Origin of the sequence: Hahella sp. KA22 (assembly GCF_004135205.1) — a bacterium.
GTDB lineage: Bacteria > Pseudomonadota > Gammaproteobacteria > Pseudomonadales > Oleiphilaceae > Hahella.
The window spans coordinates 3,189,795-3,209,304 of record NZ_CP035490.1 but is presented as its reverse complement, the minus strand read 5'-3'; the positions used below and the strand labels follow the sequence as shown (position 1 = coordinate 3,209,304).

Genomic DNA, 19,510 nt, shown 5'->3' with positions numbered 1-19,510 from the left:
GGCGAGAATGCGCTAATCGCCTTTGATTTCCACTTCCCTGCCCTTCACCGCCACATCGCCGGCCTTGGGCACCTTCAACGTTAATACGCCGTTCTTGAAGTTGGCGTGTAAACGCTCGCCGTCAGCGTTGTCCGGCAGAGTGAGGATACGCATAAAGCTGCCGTAGCTGCGCTCCACGCAGTGATAATCCTCTCTTTTTTCTTCCGACTCATGCTTCTTTTCGCCGCTGATGGTCAACCGTTGGCCATCCAGGCTGACTTTCACGTCCTCTTTGGATACGCCCGGCAGCTCGACGCTGATACTGTAGGACTCCTTGCCTTCGGAAATATCCAGGTTAGGTTTCAGTAAACCTGCCCACTCCCGCCCCAGGCCGAATTCCGGCAGTTCCGGGAATTTAAAGGAGTGCAGCATGTCATCGAAAAGGCGATCCATTTCCTGACGGAACCTCGCCATGGGATAGTTACTGGATTGACGTGAACTGACGGGGACCTCACTCGCTGTTTTACCTTCCTGGTGCAGCCAGTTCCAGGGAGACCATTTCTTCAGATTCATATCGACCTCCTCGCTTTTCTTTCCATGGATAAATGCGTCGCCGACGCGCCGCCAAATGGAAACGCCGACTCAGAAACAGTTTAGCGCTGCAAGGTGTTTTGAAGTGATGGAGTCAGGTTGAATATTGATGGAGATCAACTGATTTTTAGTTGATTAATCGATAAAAAATTCTGCGCTGAGCGCAATCTTTTATAACGCCCGAACCAGAAATAATTCCATGTTTATCAAAGCATTAAAAGCCCTCCCACAAACCTGACGTCTGCGGGAGAACGATTACTTTCATTTACACGAAGGTGTCCGTCACCAATGTCGGCTTGGCGGGATCAAAGCGCACGACGCCCGTATGGGCGTCCATGGCGGTAGCGTGGCTGACGACCACCCAGCCGCTGTTGCGGTAGTACAAAAAGTTAAACGCCACTGGAAGATTAAGACCCGGCAGATTGTCATTGCCATACTGACTGAAGTCGAAGACCGAAATGACATTTGGCGTTACGGCGCTGATCAGGTTATTGACCGCGGCATTGCCGGGATGCTGGTGGTGATAGACGCGAAAGTAAGCGCCGCCAAGAGGCGATTCGGTAATGAAGAAGGCGCAACCGTTCATGGCTGCGGTAAACACAAATCTATGTTGCGGATTATGTCGCGGCACGTCGACAAAACCCGGCAGCCCGGCGCCGTTGACATAGGGACACCAGTAGCCCGTCAACGCGCTGTCATTCGCAGGGTGATCATGGATCACCGCAAATCGCGATTGACGTCGGCCTCCCACTGGCGTCGCGGCGGGCTGCAAGTCGAAACTTCCCATTTTCGTATACGGCAACAAGTCCACTGCGGCCCTTTCAGCCATGGAAACGCTCTGCGGATTGTTATTGCGTCTTTGGATATGCTCATCGAACCAGCGATGATTGATCGTATTGTTGTTCAGAAACGCAATGGGATCGCTGATGAACTGGGTATTGCGGTTATCCACGTTACAACTCCTTGATATGGCTGAATATAAGCTCTCTGCACAATACAAGTCCAAGCGTCTGGACGCCATCAAACCCGCAATTAAAAATTCATCATGTTGCTGTCATTTTCAGAGCGCCTGGCGAAGCACCTACTCCAGCAGCGCCATATGGTCTTTCACCGCCGCCGCAAGCCCACCCTGAGTTTCATACCGCCCCTTAACGCACACCTCATAGGCCCTACGCATTTGCGCCGCGCATCGATGCGCCGGCATGCATCCTTCGCCAGTTCCCAGACCAGGACACAAGATTGAGCGAATCTGGCGGCCGCCCTGTTCATTCATCCGATTGTGACGAATCACCGCTTGCAGCACCGCCTTGAAGGCCAAATACGCATTAGCGGTTTGCGAAACGTCCATAGGAACGCGCATGGTGGGAGCGGAAATGAGGAAAGGAATGCTTTGATGATCAGTTTCGACGACGATCGCCTGTCCAACGGGGATCTCACCGAAGTATTCAGACTCCAGCGCCTGACGTACTTTCGCTTCCAGTTCCCAGCCAAAGTGCAGGCTGTATTTGAGATCCAGACCGCCGTCCATGTAACCGAAGCTGTTGGCGGGGCTGACGATAGCGTCGGCGACCTGTTTCAGAATATCGCCATCGATGACTTCTACATTCGCCAGCCCATCAAACTGGCGTTTCCAGGCGTAAAACAGATCCAGACTGTACGCCACTAATTGAATGCTAAAAATGCAACCTCCTTTAGACAACCCAGTATGGGCCGCAAGGGGGAGGAATGTAGACGATCAGCCGCAACAAGTCACCACAGATTTCCACCCGGCATATTCTCCAAATCCTTGGAGCGCTTCAGGTGCTCCAGCAAGGCGAACAGCTTTTTGTTAACCGCTTTCTCCAGCACCCAGCGTTGTCCGCCGTATAAAATCACCGGGCAACTGTCCGACCAGTCGTAGACATAACCGCAATGGGAACAGGCGTGAGGCCAACGCACGTGGTAAATGGACTCGGGCATCTGGGTCAGATAGTCCCGCAGCTCCGGGTGATCGTCGGTGGCCCGCAATACGCCCAGCCAGCACTTCTTACAGCGCCACTCTTCCAGTTCAGCTCTGATGGGTTTACTCTTTCTCATGCATAATACTGTATATAAATACAGTATCAAAGAAAAGCGCTTTTTACTTCCACTGCGCGCGCTATTGCAGAATGGCGATCGTATCCCGACAACGGCGTATGATGTCGAGCTGCATTAGCCGGGCCAAACGCCCTTCACTGTCCCGTATCTGTTTGCGCAGAAAAATCGGGGCTACCAAAGAAATGAGCACGCCGACCGACGAAACCGCTGGAAAGATCAGCGCAATTTTGTAGGCGGCGGTATCGCCGGAGAAATGCTGTACGGATTCCGCTAGGGCCCAGGCCACCAGAAAGAACGCAAAGAAGCATAGGGGCAACGCCCAGCGCGCGGTTTTATCCCGTTTTATGTCGTCTTTGATGGTTTGCGTGCGCTGGTCAAACAGTTTGAGCAGACTCTGCCAGATATCCCTGGCGATGGCCTCCGTGTTCACCCGGTTTTGTTGAATGGAGCCGACACGAAATAACAGTGGACGCTCAGGTTTAACCTTTTCCAGCGCGTAGACATCCAGATATTCCAGCCGCCCGCTTTCCGGGCTCACCAGGTCGATTTCGCCGCCCGCCAGATTCAATCTGCAGATCACCTGCCCTTTTTGCACTGTTTGCCCAATCGCGGCGATGGGATAGATAGAGCGTACGCGTAACATATCAAGCAGCGTTACATCTGGCAGATGAACGGCTATCTCCATGAACTGGCCTCATTTATAAACAGCGCTGCGGCAGCGTTTCTTTAGTCAACGCTTCAAATATAGCCCTATTCCTGGGTTCGGGCGAAAAGGTGATAATATGGCTCCGCCGGGCGTCCCGCCTCATTGTTCAGAGACATCATTATTATGCGCCTCAGAGACCTTAAAGGGCTTGGACCCAAGTCAGAAAAAGACCTCATCGCCATCGGCGTCGATACGCCGGAAAAGCTCAGGGGAAATCGGTCCGGTCAGAACGTTTCTGATGTTGAAGCAAGCCAGCGCCGCCAAACCCAGTCTTAACTTTTTATACGCCATGGTCGGCGCAGTGGAAGACCGCCACTGGATGGAAATCGCCAAGTCAGAAAAGACGCGGTTACTAATGGAGCTGGAGGGCTATCGGGAATTGGAGGAAATACTGCGCGCGGAAGGATTGAGTCTGGAGCAGGATTAACTGGTGCGGCTACAGTTATTCAGTTGCTGCAATTAGCAAATCCGCCAAAGCTAAGACAAATCAAACATTGCGACGGAGCTAAGGCGCATCCCTACGCCAGGAAGTTCACATGGCGACATGCTCGTCACTTCAATACCTTCATGCGTAACCGGCCAGCTTGGAAATATCCGATGCATTGAGGCTGAACAGGCGCCAGTTGTCCTCGCACTTCGCGCCCTGGGAGCGGTAGAACATCGCCGCCGGCTCGTTCGTAGTCAGGACATCCCAGCGAATCCTGCGCCCCCCTTCACGCAGACACTCCCGCGCCAGCGCCGCCATCAGCTTTCCGCCAAGCCCCAGATAGCGATACTGTTGTTCGATAAACAGCTCCTTGATGTAGAACCAGGGCGTCAGATCATAGGTGAACGGCAAGCTGTAATACACCAGCATACCCACCGCCTGGCCATCCGACTCCGCCACATAGACGCCAAAATCGCGGTTGACGAATAAGCGCCGCTCCAGCTCTTCCAGCGTGACGGCGAAGTCCTCAGCATAGCCTTCAAACTCGGCCAGTTGCCGCATCATGCTCAGCAGGCGCGGTCCGTCTTCCGGTCGCGCCGGACGTATGACGCAGGGATTGTCGCTAGGCATCCGCATCCGTCTCCAAAGTGAAGCCTTCATCAATCCATCCCGTCACGCCGCCGATCATTTTCTTGACCGGACGTTGCAGACTCGCCAGCTTGATCGCCGCCTTCTCCGTCGCATTACAGTGAGGCCCGGCGCAGTACACCACAAACAGAGTATCCGCAGGATACGCCGCCAGATTCTGCTCATTCAGACGCGTATACGGCAGGCTGATGGAGCCGGCGATATGGCCTTTGCGATAGGCTTCATCGCCTCTCACGTCCAGCAACACAAAGTCCTGACGCTTATTACTGATCGCGTGATGAACGTCCCAACAGTCAGTTTCAAACTGCAATAACGCCTGAAAGTGCGCCAAGGCGGTTTGGCTGTCTGCGGCGGGAATTCTGGATACAACAGATGACATAAGATTCTCCTTTGGGTTAGTGAGTGATCATTATTGGTTTTCCAATGTCAATCCGCCATTGGCTTTAAAGACATTGTTCGTTAATATCAAGCCAACCTCTATCGAGGAGATGAACAGGAGATAGTCGATGCATAACGTGGCCATTCTGGCGTTTGAAGACGTGGCGTTTTTTGAGCTGGGCTGCGCAGTGGAGCTGTTCGCCCTGCCCCGTCCGGGCATCGAAGACTGGTATCAGTGCGATCTCGTTGCGTTCACTCCCGGACCGCTGACGACCACCTCGGGTTTTCAGATCTGCGCCCGTCAGGTGGATAACCTAGATGCCTTTAACACCTTGGTCATTCCCAGCTGGCCCACCCAGCTCACCGCTATTCCCGAGCCTATTGAAACCGCCGTCACGCGCTTTTACGAACAGGGCAAACGCCTGCTGTCTCTCTGCTCCGGGGCGTTTCTGCTGGCTGAATTAGGATTGCTGGAGGGACGTCAGGCGACCACCCACTGGCGCTACGGCGACAAGTTCAAAAGCCGCTATCCCGGCGTCGACTACGTGGATGACGTGCTGTATGTATACGATGGCGTGATCGGCTGTTCAGCGGGCAGTTCCGCTGCGATAGACCTCTGTCTGGAGGTGATTCGTGACGATTATGGCTATAAAGTCGCCAACCGCATGGCGCGGGGCATGGTGCTGTCCGCCCACCGTAAGGGCGGACAGGCCCAGTTTGCGGAAACGCCGGTGCCGGAAAACAACAGTCAGTTTCACAATGCGATTGACTGGGCGCTACGCAATCTGGATAAATCCATAGACATCAATCTGTTCGCCCAAAAAGCCAGTATGTCCCGCCGCACCTTCGACCGTAAATTCCGCGCGGACTTTAATATCACGCCCAAAGAGTGGCTGACCCATCAACGCCTGAATCTGGCCAAAGAGATTCTGGAAAATCAAAACTACAGCATCGAAAAAGTCGCCGCGCTCTCCGGCTTTGACAACGCCACCACCATGCGCCACCACTTCCGCAAAGAATTCGGCATCACGCCAACATTGCACAGGAAGAACTTTAGTCCGCTGGTGAATGGGAATATGGTTGGTGACAGCGCTCCGTAGAACTACGCAGGAACTTACGGATAATTCGGTAACCCTACGAATACGCTCAACCCGGCATCCACCGTACCCTATTTAGAGATCATTTTTCTGCTTGCACGCGGATTTTTACAGAAACTCCGACGCTTTTATGGGGAACCTTCGTTTTGATAAAAAATTTCATTTCCAAACTAACGGTCGCCAACACGGAGCAGTTCGCCGCATTTACCCCTTCAGAGGAGCGCACTCGGCTTAGCGCTTCTCTTTACATCATGTCAGGAAAAATCATCGAAGCAGCGGGGAGACATAACCAAATGTCCATCGCCAAAAAAGCAGTTGAGCTACATCGCTGGTATGGCATGGCGCTGAATAACGCCGATATCAGCGCAATGCAGCAATTTATTGAGCAACAGATGGTGTCGAACGACTATCCTGAGGACAGTCTGTTCCGCAAGTGGGCCACTTACTACTACAAGCATTTCAATATCAATGAGTCCCAGGAAGACACTCCGCAAAGATAAAGGCCTGCGCAGCGAGGTCACTCCAGGGGGAATTGCCCCAGAAAACGTTTGAAGACGTCCGCCACAAAGCCGGACGCTTCCAGTTTCTTGAGCGACTGATCATAGCCGGCTTGCAGTCTCGCCATCTCCGGATGCACGGAAGCCTTCACAAATACATTGTAGTAGGGGCGACTGACCAGTGGCTTGGGTAGATAGGTAATAAGTTTATCCAAACCTCTCTGGCGCAAATCGTAAAGCGCTTCCTGAGTGTTCATCGGCGCGGCTTCTATGCGCCGGTTCAGCAACATCTCCACCAGCAGGGTATGGCGACTCACCTTGACGATATTCAAATCAGAGTTCCAGAATTCCGGCGTATACGCCCACTCGTTCACGGCGCCAATACGCAGGTTTTTAAGGTCCTCCAGCGTATTGAAAGTGATATAGGGCTGATTGTCCTTGAGAACAAAGAAGTGCCAGCTCAGGTCTTTATAGGCTGCCTGAGGATAGTTCAAATATTCGGCGCGCTCTTCTTTGAAAGAAAAGCTCATCACCATATCCACTCGGCCCTGATGGGCTTCGCGAATTATTCGGGCGCCGGACTCTATCAGTTGGAATTCATGCTCAATCGACAGGTCATTGAGAATAGCCCTCACGATCTCAATATCGATGCCCGTGAAAACGCCGTTTAGCTCCATTCGATAACGCAGTTCAGGCGTCCCTACCACGATAAGCGGTTTCGCCCCCGCCCCCATCGCGAGCGACAGCAGGACAACTACCGCCAATCCCCTGAACCACCCCAGGAATACCGCCATAAGACTCCTTCATTCAGAGAAGCATTGGTCTGTAAAGATAAGCTTAGACGGTCGGCGAAGAGGCGGCAATGAGCCTTGAGATATGCCGCCGCTTAATCGGAAAAATAGTCGCCCACACTGATAAGCATCGGGCGACCTGTTGCGAGCCTGGCCTTAAAAATCATCCGGCATGGCGTTTTCCATCCAGTCTCGATCAATATCGGAGCCGTCCCACTTCGCAGCCACCTGATCGATCAACTCCTGAACCGTGCCGCCCTGAATATCAACATCCGTTCCCATACCGAAAAAAGAGTACAGCACGTCTTCATAGAAGTTTTCCGGGTCCACGTCGTATTCATTCGGATCAAAGGCCAGAATCTCCTCGTCAGACTTATCGTCATCATAGTTATCGCGGTAGATCTCCAGGATATGCCGGGTCGCTTTTTCTTTCAGCGTCATTCTCTTTCTCCTCTGTGGAAACGTATTTCAAAGGCATGATGGCAAGGTTCTGGCGCATGAGCAATTGCGTTGCTGGGCGCTCGAAATCGCAACGCCTTCCCAACAACCCAATAACAAGCGTCAGACGTGGCGCGCCTGTATAAAAACAACACTGATCATAAATTGTAAAAATTCCCGGAAGCCCTACGGAATAAAGGGAAGCCAGCGTTTTCCAAAGAGATATCCACAGGTTGTGTGGATATCCAAAGCCGCAAAACAGGTCAAATAGCAGACAATATCGAAAAAGTTAACCGTCCCTGCGCGGAATTTGAACAGCCATTGGATAATCCCGTCGCCTTAAGCTATCTATTTCTATACTTACAGCAAAGAAAACAACTCGCTACTTTTCAACATGGACCGGCTATGAAAAAACTTTATTTAGCGTTAATCAGCCTCATCATGATGTCAGGCATAGTTAAAGCAGAGACTGTAGAACTCGTCACCCTGCAATACCCTCCTTACCAGTATCAGGAAGAAGATGAAGTACAAGGTTTGGTAGTGAACATCGTCAATGAGGCCTTCCGTCGTGTGGGCATGGACACCAACATCCGTCTGAACGCCTGGCCTCGGTCATTGGAAATGGTGAGAAGCGGACAGGCCGACGCCATCTTCACCGCGTACAAAACTCCCGAACGCGAAGAATTCCTGCATTACTCCAATGTGGTTTTAATGCCACAGGAAATCGTCCTGTTCGCCAAAAAAGACAGCAACATCAGCTTCAATGGCGACCTGACCGCCCTCGCCAACGTAAAAATCGGTGTGGTGCGCGACATCAGCTACGGCAGCACCTTCGACGAAGCCCGTAAAAATGGCATGTTCAAACAAATCTCCGAAACCACCAACCTGGAGCAGAGCGTTAAAAAACTCGAATCCGGACGCATCGACCTGCTCATCAGCAACAAATACACCGCCCTGGCGATGTTCAAAAACCTCGGCTTCGCCGGACAGTTCAAAGAACTCACCCCCTCCATCCAAAGCGTCCCCAGCTACATCGCCTTCTCAAAAAAGAAAGACCTCGCCGGCCTGAGGGACAAATTCGACGGTGCGTTGAAAGAGATGATGTCGGACGGGAGTTATGACAAGTATTTGAGTGCTTATTCTGATTAGGAGCACTTAAGAAGCTCTAAAGCCCCTGCTATGTTTTTTAAGGAGAACAGTTACAAGGTTCGCAACACTATGCCCCAAAACTTGCATAGTGCTTTTTTGCATATAGCAAGGAAAAGTCTCAGAATACTGAGCGACTCCTTTGCACGAATAGTGCGGATAATTTTGACCATTAAACCTTACACCCAACGAATCAGAGCTTCGCATTAACATGCCCCTTTATAGTTATGTTGGCCCTAAAGATTTACTACTACTAGTCGACAATGATGTTGAGCGTTTTGCAATTTATAGTCATTTAGATGTTCTTGACTGGAAATCCAAGACAGAACAAACATTACAAAAAGACAAGACTATAACTGCAACTTACATTATCGACACAAACGATACTCTCTACATCGGAGACAGGCACATGGAACATGTTTCATGTGCAATTGGCGACCATATTAAGGCTGCCGGAGAAATTACTTTTGAAATAACCACCCACCAAGTATCTATTATAGGAGCAACAAACCAATCGACTGGATATTGCCCAGAGAAATCATGTTGGAATGAGCTAAGAAAAGCCTTAGAAAAAACCTCGATGAGAACAGTAAATGGATTTACAGAGTCGTTTGAATTTAGAATATGCACACACTGCAAAACAATAAACATCATTAAAGAGTCTGTCTTTTATTGTGCGGTGTGTGACTCAAAATTAAGCAAACATTGGAATATCAACAACAGAATAAACCAATCCTCATATTAACTTTTCAAGATCATCTTTAAACTCATAATTAATATAGTTAGCCAAGGGGGCTGGGACACCTAATGACCAATAATCCCAGCCATCCGGCCAGTAGCTTATTGCGTCTTTAACGCTTATGTTAGATCCCTTATCCACCCCCTGCAAACGACGAGAAATCTCTTTTACGACATCACTCAAAGAAATATACTCATTCAAATTTTGAGTAGACCAAAACCCAAAGAATTTTTTAAATTCAGAATCAGACAAACGGATCCAAGTTCTGCCCTCATGCTCTATAATCTGGACATTAAAATCGGGATTACTTAAACTCTCACATCTTATCAGGTTAGCCATAAAAAAACCTCAACATCTAGGGCTCTAAAATTTGTACTTCAATTAGGGTGCCTGGAGCAATTTTACCCTCTCTGACGCGCCTTTCAATTTCTTCCAATCTATGATGACCAGCTTCAATATTAAATCTCGAGCCAGGCAATTTCAGATCATCACCTAATTGGAACTCTCTAAATCCACTAATGGGGTCCGGCTTTGTTGTATTGGGCCCACCAAAATGTAATAGATCATCATTTGATAGATTTTGTACCCCGTTATGACCTACTAACGGAGAACCTAATCGTTGCTCAGAATTAGTAGCATGACGTTGGATAATATTGTCATTATTCAATAGCTCATCAGCACGAACAAAGAATCGGCTAGGATCTTTATGGATAGGTAAATCAACCAAATGTGCATTTGAAGCCACATCAATTAGGTCTATGATCGGTCTTGATATTGCATTACCAGGGAGTTCAACACCATTCGGAACAACAACATAATTCCGCTTCTGACCACCACGCTGATTGTTCCCAGCACCTCGTTGAGAAAGTGGTATTTCACTTGCTGAGTTGACGTATATTGTGCCATTGGGAAGGGTCTTAATAAACGTTCCCACGCTCACCCCAAGCAAAACAACTCCTACAGCACCCTCAGTATAGTATCTACCTGCGCCAACGTAATCCTTTTCAGCCCAGTACCCATCCGCTTTATCAAAGGTATCTTTATACTTTTGAGCAGCATCTTTAGGTAGCCTATCTATATTTTTGAGAAAATCAATGAACCCTTGAAAATCATTCCTAAACGACTTAGCTCCTTCTTGAAAGGCTCTATTTCCATTTGTGATTTCATAAAGGGCATAATCAATTGCGCCTACACCAAACTTAACCGCCATCTCAGCGGTATTAAAAGTATCTGCAACCGTGTCTGAGGTAATAGATCCAACTGCGAGGAATGCACCGACGCCGAGACCTGCCATAGGCTTTGCTTCCTCAGGAATATAAGGCTCCAAGCTTTTATATATTATCTCCATCTCAGCTGAATCGCCTGCATTCATAGCTAGAAAGTAACTATCTACAATTTTTCTTACTGAGTGATCGACATTTGCATCAGCCATCGTTTGCGTATATGCATTGATAGGATCTAATTCCTCGTCACTCATAATACGGAATGACGGTCCGCCTCCTCTCATTCCATTTGAGCCGTTGCCAAAGCTATCAAAGAGCCCCATTACAGAGCCAGGAAGCGATCCGACATTACCGCCAGCAGCTCCGCTAGAGCCGTATCCTTGACCATAAACGCTACAACTTTCCGCAGCACCCTCCGTCTCACTTGTAGCTATCTGCCATGCGCCTTTCCGGCCTTCCGCCCCTGCCAGCCCATCGACAGTCAAGCCTCCCAACGTACTACCAACAACCCCCGCTATCATCCCCACATAATCAGGGCGATAGTCTTCGCTGTCATAGACTGCTACGCGAACGGCTTCGGATACTGCGCCGGCGGTGAGGCCTTGGATGGCATTGCGGGCGATGTCATTGTTTCTAATACTGCCTGGTAGAAAACCATCGACGTAGCTGCTTAGTCCTTGGTTGTAAAACGCATTCTTATCCCCAATACCAATGCCGTCCATCACTGATGCAGTAGCAAAGCTAGTGGCGACGTCTCTCCAGCGGAAAGTAGCAGGGAGATTTGTGGCTTTGCCTGCGAGATAATTTGAACCGACGCCTGTTACAGCTGTAGCCGCGTTTTTAGCCCATTGAGGTAAATCTTTCGCCCATTTAGCTGTGTTTGCATACGCTGCGACACCCGCCGTCGCAGCGGCAGTAAGCCCTGACCTTAAGGATCAATGGCTCTGACCCTATTGATATAGAGATGGGAGTTATGACAAGTATTTGAGTGCTTATTCTGATTAGGGGGGAACAGAAAGCCTAAGCCCCCCCCATGATAAATTCAAGTGAAGCTGATTTTCCATCACAAGGTCAGCCATACTTAGACACAATGTCAGGTCAAACTATTTTTTAGCGCCAACAAATTCAGCTTCTAAACTATTACTCCTAAGGGCTCCATGAAAGCCGTTTAAGGATACTTTTACGCCCCCGACGGTAACCTCTTCTGCATACAGAATTTCATTTCCAACATCATTAAAAGCTAATCGAGGAATAAGCTTCCTACTATATGGCTGGACATCTTTTCCAGATGAAAAAAGCCTCAAAAAATAAATAAATGTCGCATCTGTTAGCAAATATCCAGAAGTACCACAGAAAATTTCAAACATTTAAAAAAAAACATAACATAAGACTCTCCTTTCTCCTCCAAACACCAACCAAGGCTAGAAAAGTATCTATCTGAAATATGAAAGATAAAATATAGCTCGCCACCATACTCTACACTTCCAAGTTCAAATTCATACTCATCTTTTTGCCACGCGGATATAAGCTGCCTATTGCCACTGGAAAAAAAATCAACCAGTTCTGGAAAGTCAAAATCATCTTCCATAAATGTTCCTGCAGGCTCTCCAGCCAGGATTTCTCTACCTTTAATATACTCAGTGCAGCTCCCACCATATTCTATGCCTAATTTATCCATATAATCTTTAAACAAAAAATAACCATTTCTGTTTCTTTCCGAAACTTTAAAGGAAAACTTCACATTTGATCCCATTAGTCTAACAGTCTCCCCATAAAGCTCTCAGTATTATTTGTTGAGTGATCTAGAATATACATTTCATAGCTTGGCAATTTAAATCTACCAGCAGCGCCAAATGAGGGCTTTAAATTAACGCCTAAACCAACGCACTTGAACTGCTCCACCAGCCCGGCGTTGTAGGGGTAGTCAGATATGGCTTCTTCGAATAGCAATAAAAACTGTGAGTAAGACATTTGCTCTGACAGTCCTCAAACACCACCAGAGCCATTAACGGGCCGGTCGGATAACAATTCCTGCAACAGTTTGATAGCCAGGTCCAGGTTGGATTCCATCTCGGCGCCGTCCAAGGTATTTTCTTTCCATGACTCAGGGGCTTCCGGGTGCGGGCCGGATACCGCCACTTTACCTTTCCCGTAGGAGCTTATGAGTGCGGCGATTTGATGGTTTTCAAAGTAGGCGATGTTGCGAACCTGCTCATTGCTTTGCGTCAGTTTGAATGCAGGGCCGGCCTGATAGTACATCTGACGCTCTTCCCCTGACCAAGTGACAGGATAGATTTTCGGGGCGAAGTCACTGTCGTAATTATCGGACTCCGCCGGCGCGATGCCTAACGCATCCACAAACCGATTTTCTTCAGCCCACCCCACTGACGCAACGTAGGCGCCGCCACAAATCCCCAGGTAACGTCCGCCATTGTTCAAGTATGCCTTTAACGAAGCCGAGAGATCTGGCGTAAAGGCGTCAACCAGAGGTTCAACGTCGTCTTCTGTACCGCCGATAATGAAAACCTTCGCCCCACTCAGCATGTCCGGCAGCGCTTTCAGGTCCGCGATATACCTCACTGTCAGCCCCGCTTGGACGGCGACGTCCGCGATGGCTTTCGAGCTGTCGGCATCCGATACAGGTCCGTTATATATCAACGCATATTCCGTTTCCCTTGCGGGACTCGTTTGCAGGTCTGAGATCAAATCCACAGCCGACGCATATGGCGTCGCGACAACAAACAGAATGACGCCACTTAGCGCCAGTAAGTTAAATTTATCCATACAAAAAGAAGCATCCAAATAGCCGGAAACATCCGGCCGCTAATTTAGACGTCTTGCTCGCCGCGTCTTAACAACCGACGAGCTTCCTGTTCCGCGTAATACTCACTGACGATGGTCTGAGCTCTTTGATACAGGCTTGAATCCCCTTCGCTAAGCACTTCCAACAGGAGTTTTTTCTCCTGCATATAGACTTTGGCGAACCAGCGGTCATGCTGAATGATATTGGTTGAGTTGCTGATCAAGTCCGCCAGTTTGATGGTTTTCGCTCGTGGAGAGGCGTTGCCGAGGCGCCGTCGGTCTATTTCCTTGCGGGCCTGGCGATTGCCGTCTTGCGGACGACTCACGTCAGTCAGTTCCTCGACCAGTTTCGCAACGGAGGGGCCAAAGAATTCCAGGATCATTTCTTGAGTGATCTGGGTGTCTTCAACGATGTCATGCAGGTAGGCGGCGGCGATCATTTCCTCGTCACCTCCCACCGACGCAACGATTCCCGCCACTTCGGCAGGATGCACGATATAAGGTTCATCGGTATAACGTCTTCGTTGACCGATAGCGGCATGGGCGGCGCTGGCGAATACCTTCGCTCTTTCGACAAGCATGAAATCAAACCTCGTTTCACAGGCTTACAACCACGCCATAATGCAGCATCAACTCTGCCCCGTCCAATACTTGGAAAGAGCGAGAGCTGACTAAAAATACGGCGAGATCGTCACTCTTGTCATGTCAGAGCAAATTGCGCCATCGTTGTCTCACAACCCTTCTGGAAATCGCTCGTCCAGAGGCAAGTCTTCGTTAATCTCTTCCAGCGCCGCCAATGCGTGTTCAGGAAAATCCACAATGATGTCCTCCATCTCCACTCCCCCCAAATAAAGGGCAGCGCTAAGCAGAAAGTTATCCGTGTTATTTGAGTAGCCGATCGCGGATTTTATAACGTCGATCAGGCGGGACACAGTCTCAGGTGAGAGCTTCTTTACATCCGCCTTTTTCCTCACCATTGTCTCAATAAAGTGGCATAGAATGACCGCATTGGCGTCGTAGTAAGAAACCTCGGTGTAATCTTTAAAGCGCTCTCTGCGTACATCCTCACGACTGAAATAGCCCAACAACACATCAAATGCCTGCGGCAATCGCTCCTCGCTCCATGTATGCCATGGGGTCAACTTTACTCTGGGTCCCTGTTGGATGAGGCATAAAGAGAGCGGAAAGGTCTGATGAATTTCCTGCACAGTAAGTTGAAAATCATAATAAAAATGCGCCAGCCGTTGCTGTATGTCGTTCAACTTGCTCTGAACCAAACCAAAGGCCTTATAGATCTCCGGGGCATCGAGCATCTGCGGGTTATCGCTATAGGTAGGATCATACTTCATGGCCCCTTTTATCTGGCTATCAGACAAACAAAAAGAAGCGCTATTGCCGCTCCAGCGGATTTCTCCAAAACCTTGAAGCTTTACTTGAATATCCGCCCTGGATTGCTCATCCGGTCGCTCGGCAAAAAGAATATGCGCATCAAAACCGCTCGATAAGTTACCAACGCCATGGCCAAGAAATAAGAACGGATAGCTCTCCATCGTGATTCCTTAATTCGTTATTTGTAATCGATTGATAAGTCAGAGGACTGATTTGTGATGCTTACTGAGGCGCCCGGTCAAAGCCAGAGTTTATAGCCAACCCTGTTAGACCGAGGAACTTTTGAATAGTTCAATGCAAATATTGATGGCGAATTTCTTCGATGGCTCCTGCTTGCAGAAGATGCGTAAGGGCCTGCGAGAACTCATCCTTTTTTTCACGAAAGGAGGATTTTTTGGATATGGCGAAATATAAGTCAACACTGTTGCCGGGGCGATATTCGGCTTTGTCGAACTGGCCTTTATAGGGGGACTGGGCAATTTCATAGTCCGCCTGGCAGTCTGTCCCGACTATTGCCGTCAAACGCAAACGTCCCAACATGTCCACTAACTGCTTTTCGGTGCTGACGCCGACCTTGTTAATCTTTTCATCTTCATCAAAGGCCTGAAAATAAGCTGAGCCCGTGACGATGCCGACGTCAATGCGATAGAGGTCTTCATAATCCTGAACTATCCCTCCCCGTCCTTTTCTGACATAGAACACCGTTGAACAGCTGTAATAAGGCGGCTCCAGATAATCCATATATAGAGCGCGATCGGGTCTTAGCGCCAAGCCGCTCATGGCGTCCACAGAGCCGTCCTCCATCATTTTCAGGCAACGCACCCACGGACAGCGCACGTAATCAATATCGAGCTTTAATTCACTCGCAAGCCGGGCCCATAGGTCAAAATCGATCCCGCTATACCCTTCCTCACTATCTAAAATACGAAAAGGCGGCCAAGCGTCTATGGCGACGCGAATCTCGGTTTTGCTTTGCTTGGCGCCAGGCGTATTGACAGAGTTAGCAGCCAGGGCCGCAATACTCCACACCAGCAATAAAAGTGCGCCAATACAACGCAATGCAGCAAGCGTCATTCGACAACCTCCAGGCGTCAAAAACGAATGGAGACAACCATGCGGCGGCTACCGCCCCATTGATCAGGTTTCTGGAAACGTATTTAGTATAGTTCAATTGCCGAGCAGGCCTGAGCGAATAGGAAACGGGCATTACGCCAACCAAAGCGGCAGGCTACTTACCTGCCCCTACTCAATCGACCCATTCCGCTTTTTCAAGCAAATCGCCCGGCAACTGGATTTTCCATCTTGTGACTTCAGACTTACTGAACAGATATCTACCTTTTTCTCCCACCATCGGATTGATCATGTTGGGCTTGTCTCCCGCCAATATCCGTAAAGCGATCTTGCCCGCTTCTTCTCCCTGAGTTTTCCCGAACAGCACCAATCCGCCAATGGCCTTGTTGGCGCCAACTGAAAAGTCCCAGAATGCGAAACTGGGGATGGGAGTGTTAGCGGATGTCCAAGCGAGAATCTCTTCAGCATCGACACTTTTCTGCTCATCGTCAACCAGGGTTTGATACAGTCCGATAATTACAGCGTTGTACCCATTATCCTTCGAGTGCAGTATCACATCCTTCCACTCTTGCTCTGTACCTACCTGCTTGATATCCACGGTGACTCCCGCCGCCTTGGAACTCATCTTTCCATTGAAGGCTTCCGCAACCGCCGTTGAGGACGTATTCCCCGAGTCAAAAAGGATCAGCGCTTTGCCCAATTCACCCCCCATAATTCGGCGAATCTCACTGATCGATCGCTTAAACAAAGGGCGCTCAAGCACACCCGTTACATGCTCCATCTTATCAATACCCAGCTCTCGCGGGTTTCCATTCACTCCGAGAAAGACCACGGGCGTACCTGCATCGTTAATCTTTTTTCCCAAGTAAGACATCGCGTTATCGTCGCCGAGGATCACCAAATCTGGCTTAACCTGGTTGTAGTAGTTCCAGGCCTCATTCGCCTTATCCTGATATTGGCTCTTGGGAATGCGTTTGGTATTCATTTCAAAGCGCTCAATTTTGTGCTTACCGCCCAACTCGGACTCCAGTCCCTCGATATAACTCTTATCCCAAGGGTAGCCAATGTGGTAGCTCTGAATAACCAGAATCGTCTCCGCAAAAGATCTCTCAGCAAACAACAAAAACAAACAAAATATCGCAAGTGTACATTTATTCATTCCCATCGCATTGCTCCTAATAATCAAATCTCAACAATCAAATACAATCGCCGCTGATATGGCTACGTCAGAGAAAGTCGTCGCTATTCGCGCCCAGGTTTAGACCTGTGTTTTCTGCGACCTGTAATAAAGTTAGACGTTTTTTACTTGTTCGGTAGTAATAGTAAGAGCCATAAGTGGAGGACTATTTAGCGACCGACGGAAGTCCGATCGAGCTATTGCGACGCCGCCAACTGCTTTTGAAATTTCTCCGGAAGCCACCAACTGGCGTCAATGGCGGGGCTATTTTCAGGCACAACGGGGTTTTTCAATATGATGAGCTTCCTGGACGATAGATTTCCCTTCGCTAAATAGCCTTTCATCTCCTCTGTAAAAAGCTTTTTAAAGGAGCCATCGGCAATAGCAATATTCAATCCCTCCTCCAGCTTCCTGGCTAATTCAGGCTCATTTCTAGAAATGAAAAAATACACGGGATGCGGATAAAACAACATAATGTTATCCGCGACAACAAGCCGATCCTCATTCCTGTCCAGCTCATCCCAAACTTCCAGGAAACCACGGTGGAAATAATCAAATCTATTATTTCTCAACAGAGTAAATAAGGTTTCGTATTGAGAGCTTGTGACAACCTTCAATCCATTTGCGCTATAGACAGGCAGATCTCCCCAGTGCACCCCATGTCCGCCGACAAACTGCCTGAGATCTTCAATGTCGTCTATCTTGCTGAAAATTTCACTCTTTTCCTGGGTCACCAATAAAAGTCTGAGCCCCAGAATTCCTCGATAAATCGGAATCCTTATAGGAATCATCTTTTCTTCGCGCTCCGGGTTTGTAGACATGAACTCAAGATTCAAAACCCCTTTTGTAACCATGAGCTCCCCCCTCGCCTCATTGATGCTGACATCTAAAAATTCGGGGAATTGTATTTTGTAAGGGACGTTCAGTTTGCTCAGCGCGAGATCCAATACTTTAAGCCCGTATTTGTATCTATCTTGATGCTGATAGTGCTTGATAATGATCTCCGCTCTCGCCTCGGCGACCAAACTGAAAGCAAACAACGCAAAAAGAGGAATCACTCGAGATATCAGCGACTTAAAATGTAACACAACACCACCTCTTACCGCCGAAAATTATGTTAATTACACCAGTGTTCGCCAACTCCACATCACAAAAACGCCAGCCCTCCTTCGCCTAGTTATCCCCGAGCGGACGACGACAAAGACAGAGATCCAATGCACTTAATATTAAATTTAGACGACTTATTCTGAATCGACAGGGGATTAAGGGAATGGAAAGGATTAGGTTCGGTGAGATTGAGGCGAGAACCGTAGAAGCCTTATTAAATCAGTGCATTAACCAGAACTCTGCCCCGGCGCCCCCCAAAAACTTTGTGATCAGAGCTTTTGTATTTACCCTCTAATGACGAAAGTGGGTGTGATCGATAACGCCACACCCACAATAGCGCCGAGCTATGTGCGTATTAATGCTAATGCTCAGGACTTCCGGCATTCATGCTCCCAACCAAGCAGGCCTGCCGTAGAAAGCCCTTGTACCGTTACCGCCATTTAGTATCTGCGCCTCGACAGTCGTCCTTTCGACTCGGGTCACTGGCTGATTGTTTGTTCCACAAAAGCTCATCACAATATGCTGGCCAAATGCATCCTGTTGGCCTGTTAGCAACACAGTCCTCCTGAGTTGATATCCCATGGTATAATCTCCGGCTTACGGCTGGCTCTACGCAACGTCTGTGTTACACACCGCCGTCAAACATCATAAGAAGTCGCTCCACCAAAGCCATAACTGGACCGAGCGTTACTAATTACTCTATTTTGGAAGGGGCTCATGATTTTCATTTGGAGAGGGGTCGGGATACTCGTACCTATAATTTTTATTTTTATATTTTGGGCTATGCCAAAGCTAGCAGAACTGGCGCCGATCGAGAATAAGTTAAACCAGGACACCATATTCCTGACCAGTGTAATTGCATTCTGCCTGAGCACCGCACTATTGGGATATATTGCAAACTATAAACTTAGAGTAGTTACGGAAAACGAGTTTTTAAAAAAGCCAATAAAATCTCCAGCACATGCATTCTTTTTTATCCCTATTGAGTACTGGGCGATTATTGTCCCCATATTTCTTTATGGTATGCCATATGTTCGTATGTAACAGTATCAATGGCGTTCAAGCGCGTCTCTGTTATCAACATAAGCTACGTAAGTAGGAAGAAGCCCGCCGCTAGGCGGGCATCATATTAGCGACTAAGTTACTCATACAAAGTAAATCTCTGACCACTTTCCTCATCCGCCCAACACCTGATCGCCTGAGATGAGCATGCAGCTCAAACCCTCCG

Annotated in this window: 25 protein-coding genes; 6 read left to right on the top strand and 19 right to left on the bottom strand. The window is 48.8% G+C overall.

Annotation, left to right across the window (positions count from 1 at the left end):
- Positions 1-12: 12 nt before the first annotated feature.
- The 5 genes from EUZ85_RS14375 to EUZ85_RS14355 form a co-directional block, all read right to left on the bottom strand.
- The gene (locus EUZ85_RS14375; protein WP_127969941.1) at positions 13-552 is read right to left on the bottom strand and encodes an Hsp20/alpha crystallin family protein; all 540 of its coding nucleotides are present in this window, start codon (positions 550-552) and stop codon (positions 13-15) included.
- A gap of 283 nt (positions 553-835) precedes the next feature.
- Positions 836-1,522: a hypothetical protein gene (locus tag EUZ85_RS14370; protein ID WP_127969940.1), complete on the bottom strand. Its 687-nt coding sequence runs from the start codon at positions 1,520-1,522 to the stop codon at positions 836-838.
- 129 nt (positions 1,523-1,651) lie between these two features.
- Entirely contained in the window at positions 1,652-2,233 is a 582-nt protein-coding gene (locus tag EUZ85_RS14365) for a macro domain-containing protein (protein WP_206618058.1), read from the bottom strand.
- A gap of 86 nt (positions 2,234-2,319) precedes the next feature.
- Positions 2,320-2,646, bottom strand: coding sequence for a hypothetical protein (locus tag EUZ85_RS14360; RefSeq protein ID WP_127969939.1), 327 nt, complete (start codon positions 2,644-2,646; stop codon positions 2,320-2,322).
- 61 nt (positions 2,647-2,707) lie between these two features.
- On the bottom strand, positions 2,708-3,331 hold the full coding sequence (locus EUZ85_RS14355; protein ID WP_127969938.1) for a hypothetical protein: 624 nt from the start codon (positions 3,329-3,331) through the stop codon (positions 2,708-2,710).
- Positions 3,332-3,590: 259 nt separating this feature from the next.
- Here EUZ85_RS14355 and EUZ85_RS31645 point away from each other — a divergent pair, with 259 nt between their 5' ends.
- Positions 3,591-3,779 carry a TfoX/Sxy family DNA transformation protein gene (locus tag EUZ85_RS31645; protein ID WP_241567033.1) on the top strand — a complete coding sequence of 63 codons (189 nt, stop codon included), beginning with the start codon at positions 3,591-3,593 and terminating at the stop codon, positions 3,777-3,779.
- A gap of 138 nt (positions 3,780-3,917) precedes the next feature.
- Here EUZ85_RS31645 and EUZ85_RS14345 read toward each other — a convergent pair whose 3' ends face one another.
- Complete coding sequence (locus EUZ85_RS14345) at positions 3,918-4,409, bottom strand: GNAT family N-acetyltransferase (protein ID WP_164887248.1); 492 nt, start codon at positions 4,407-4,409, stop codon at positions 3,918-3,920.
- Positions 4,402-4,806, bottom strand: coding sequence for a rhodanese-like domain-containing protein (locus tag EUZ85_RS14340; protein ID WP_011397836.1), 405 nt, complete (start codon positions 4,804-4,806; stop codon positions 4,402-4,404). Before EUZ85_RS14340 ends, EUZ85_RS14345 begins: the two co-directional genes overlap by 8 nt.
- A gap of 127 nt (positions 4,807-4,933) precedes the next feature.
- Here EUZ85_RS14340 and EUZ85_RS14335 point away from each other — a divergent pair, with 127 nt between their 5' ends.
- Both EUZ85_RS14335 and EUZ85_RS14330 read left to right on the top strand, forming a co-directional pair.
- Positions 4,934-5,905, top strand: coding sequence for a helix-turn-helix domain-containing protein (locus tag EUZ85_RS14335; protein ID WP_127969936.1), 972 nt, complete (start codon positions 4,934-4,936; stop codon positions 5,903-5,905).
- A 143-nt stretch (positions 5,906-6,048) separates the two neighbouring features.
- The gene (locus tag EUZ85_RS14330) at positions 6,049-6,402 is read left to right on the top strand and encodes a hypothetical protein (RefSeq protein ID WP_127969935.1); all 354 of its coding nucleotides are present in this window, start codon (positions 6,049-6,051) and stop codon (positions 6,400-6,402) included.
- 17 nt (positions 6,403-6,419) lie between these two features.
- Here the strand turns inward: EUZ85_RS14330 and EUZ85_RS14325 are convergent, their stop codons facing one another.
- A complete protein-coding gene (locus EUZ85_RS14325) occupies positions 6,420-7,193 on the bottom strand; it encodes an ABC transporter substrate-binding protein (RefSeq protein ID WP_127969934.1) in 774 nt (257 codons plus the stop codon).
- Positions 7,194-7,346: 153 nt separating this feature from the next.
- A complete protein-coding gene (locus tag EUZ85_RS14320) occupies positions 7,347-7,631 on the bottom strand; it encodes a hypothetical protein (RefSeq protein WP_127969933.1) in 285 nt (94 codons plus the stop codon).
- Between the two features lie 402 nt (positions 7,632-8,033).
- Here EUZ85_RS14320 and EUZ85_RS14315 point away from each other — a divergent pair, with 402 nt between their 5' ends.
- Together EUZ85_RS14315 and EUZ85_RS14310 are read left to right on the top strand one after the other, a co-directional pair.
- Complete coding sequence (locus tag EUZ85_RS14315) at positions 8,034-8,777, top strand: ABC transporter substrate-binding protein (RefSeq protein ID WP_127969932.1); 744 nt, start codon at positions 8,034-8,036, stop codon at positions 8,775-8,777.
- A gap of 208 nt (positions 8,778-8,985) precedes the next feature.
- Positions 8,986-9,519 (top strand): hypothetical protein, encoded by a 534-nt coding sequence (locus EUZ85_RS14310; RefSeq protein WP_127969931.1) that lies wholly within the window; start codon positions 8,986-8,988, stop codon positions 9,517-9,519.
- On the opposite strand, the gene EUZ85_RS14305 is transcribed toward EUZ85_RS14310, so the two are convergent.
- From EUZ85_RS14305 to EUZ85_RS14265, 10 genes are all read right to left on the bottom strand, one after another.
- Positions 9,511-9,852 carry a hypothetical protein gene (locus EUZ85_RS14305; protein ID WP_127969930.1) on the bottom strand — a complete coding sequence of 114 codons (342 nt, stop codon included), beginning with the start codon at positions 9,850-9,852 and terminating at the stop codon, positions 9,511-9,513. The two genes, EUZ85_RS14310 and EUZ85_RS14305, sit on opposite strands and share 9 nt — an antisense overlap.
- A gap of 16 nt (positions 9,853-9,868) precedes the next feature.
- Positions 9,869-11,458: a hypothetical protein gene (locus EUZ85_RS14300; RefSeq protein WP_127969929.1), complete on the bottom strand. Its 1,590-nt coding sequence runs from the start codon at positions 11,456-11,458 to the stop codon at positions 9,869-9,871.
- Between the two features lie 381 nt (positions 11,459-11,839).
- Positions 11,840-12,103, bottom strand: a complete 264-nt coding sequence (locus EUZ85_RS31140; RefSeq protein ID WP_164887247.1) for a hypothetical protein — start codon at positions 12,101-12,103, stop codon at positions 11,840-11,842.
- Positions 12,064-12,489, bottom strand: coding sequence for a hypothetical protein (locus EUZ85_RS14295; protein ID WP_129498741.1), 426 nt, complete (start codon positions 12,487-12,489; stop codon positions 12,064-12,066). Before EUZ85_RS14295 ends, EUZ85_RS31140 begins: the two co-directional genes overlap by 40 nt.
- Positions 12,490-12,722: 233 nt before the next feature.
- Positions 12,723-13,520, bottom strand: a complete 798-nt coding sequence (locus EUZ85_RS14290) for a BPL-N domain-containing protein (RefSeq protein WP_127969927.1) — start codon at positions 13,518-13,520, stop codon at positions 12,723-12,725.
- A 44-nt stretch (positions 13,521-13,564) separates the two neighbouring features.
- The gene (locus EUZ85_RS14285; RefSeq protein ID WP_127969926.1) at positions 13,565-14,119 is read right to left on the bottom strand and encodes an HD domain-containing protein; all 555 of its coding nucleotides are present in this window, start codon (positions 14,117-14,119) and stop codon (positions 13,565-13,567) included.
- A 150-nt stretch (positions 14,120-14,269) separates the two neighbouring features.
- Positions 14,270-15,088 (bottom strand): hypothetical protein, encoded by an 819-nt coding sequence (locus EUZ85_RS14280; RefSeq protein WP_127969925.1) that lies wholly within the window; start codon positions 15,086-15,088, stop codon positions 14,270-14,272.
- Between the two features lie 130 nt (positions 15,089-15,218).
- The gene (locus tag EUZ85_RS14275) at positions 15,219-16,001 is read right to left on the bottom strand and encodes an ABC transporter substrate-binding protein (protein WP_127969924.1); all 783 of its coding nucleotides are present in this window, start codon (positions 15,999-16,001) and stop codon (positions 15,219-15,221) included.
- A 172-nt stretch (positions 16,002-16,173) separates the two neighbouring features.
- Positions 16,174-17,157, bottom strand: coding sequence for an ABC transporter substrate-binding protein (locus EUZ85_RS14270; protein ID WP_164887246.1), 984 nt, complete (start codon positions 17,155-17,157; stop codon positions 16,174-16,176).
- Positions 17,158-17,372: 215 nt separating this feature from the next.
- Positions 17,373-18,263, bottom strand: a complete 891-nt coding sequence (locus EUZ85_RS14265; protein WP_127969922.1) for a transporter substrate-binding domain-containing protein — start codon at positions 18,261-18,263, stop codon at positions 17,373-17,375.
- A 736-nt stretch (positions 18,264-18,999) separates the two neighbouring features.
- Here EUZ85_RS14265 and EUZ85_RS14260 point away from each other — a divergent pair.
- A complete protein-coding gene (locus EUZ85_RS14260; protein ID WP_129498740.1) occupies positions 19,000-19,326 on the top strand; it encodes a hypothetical protein in 327 nt (108 codons plus the stop codon).
- The last annotated feature ends 184 nt before the right edge of the window (positions 19,327-19,510 follow it).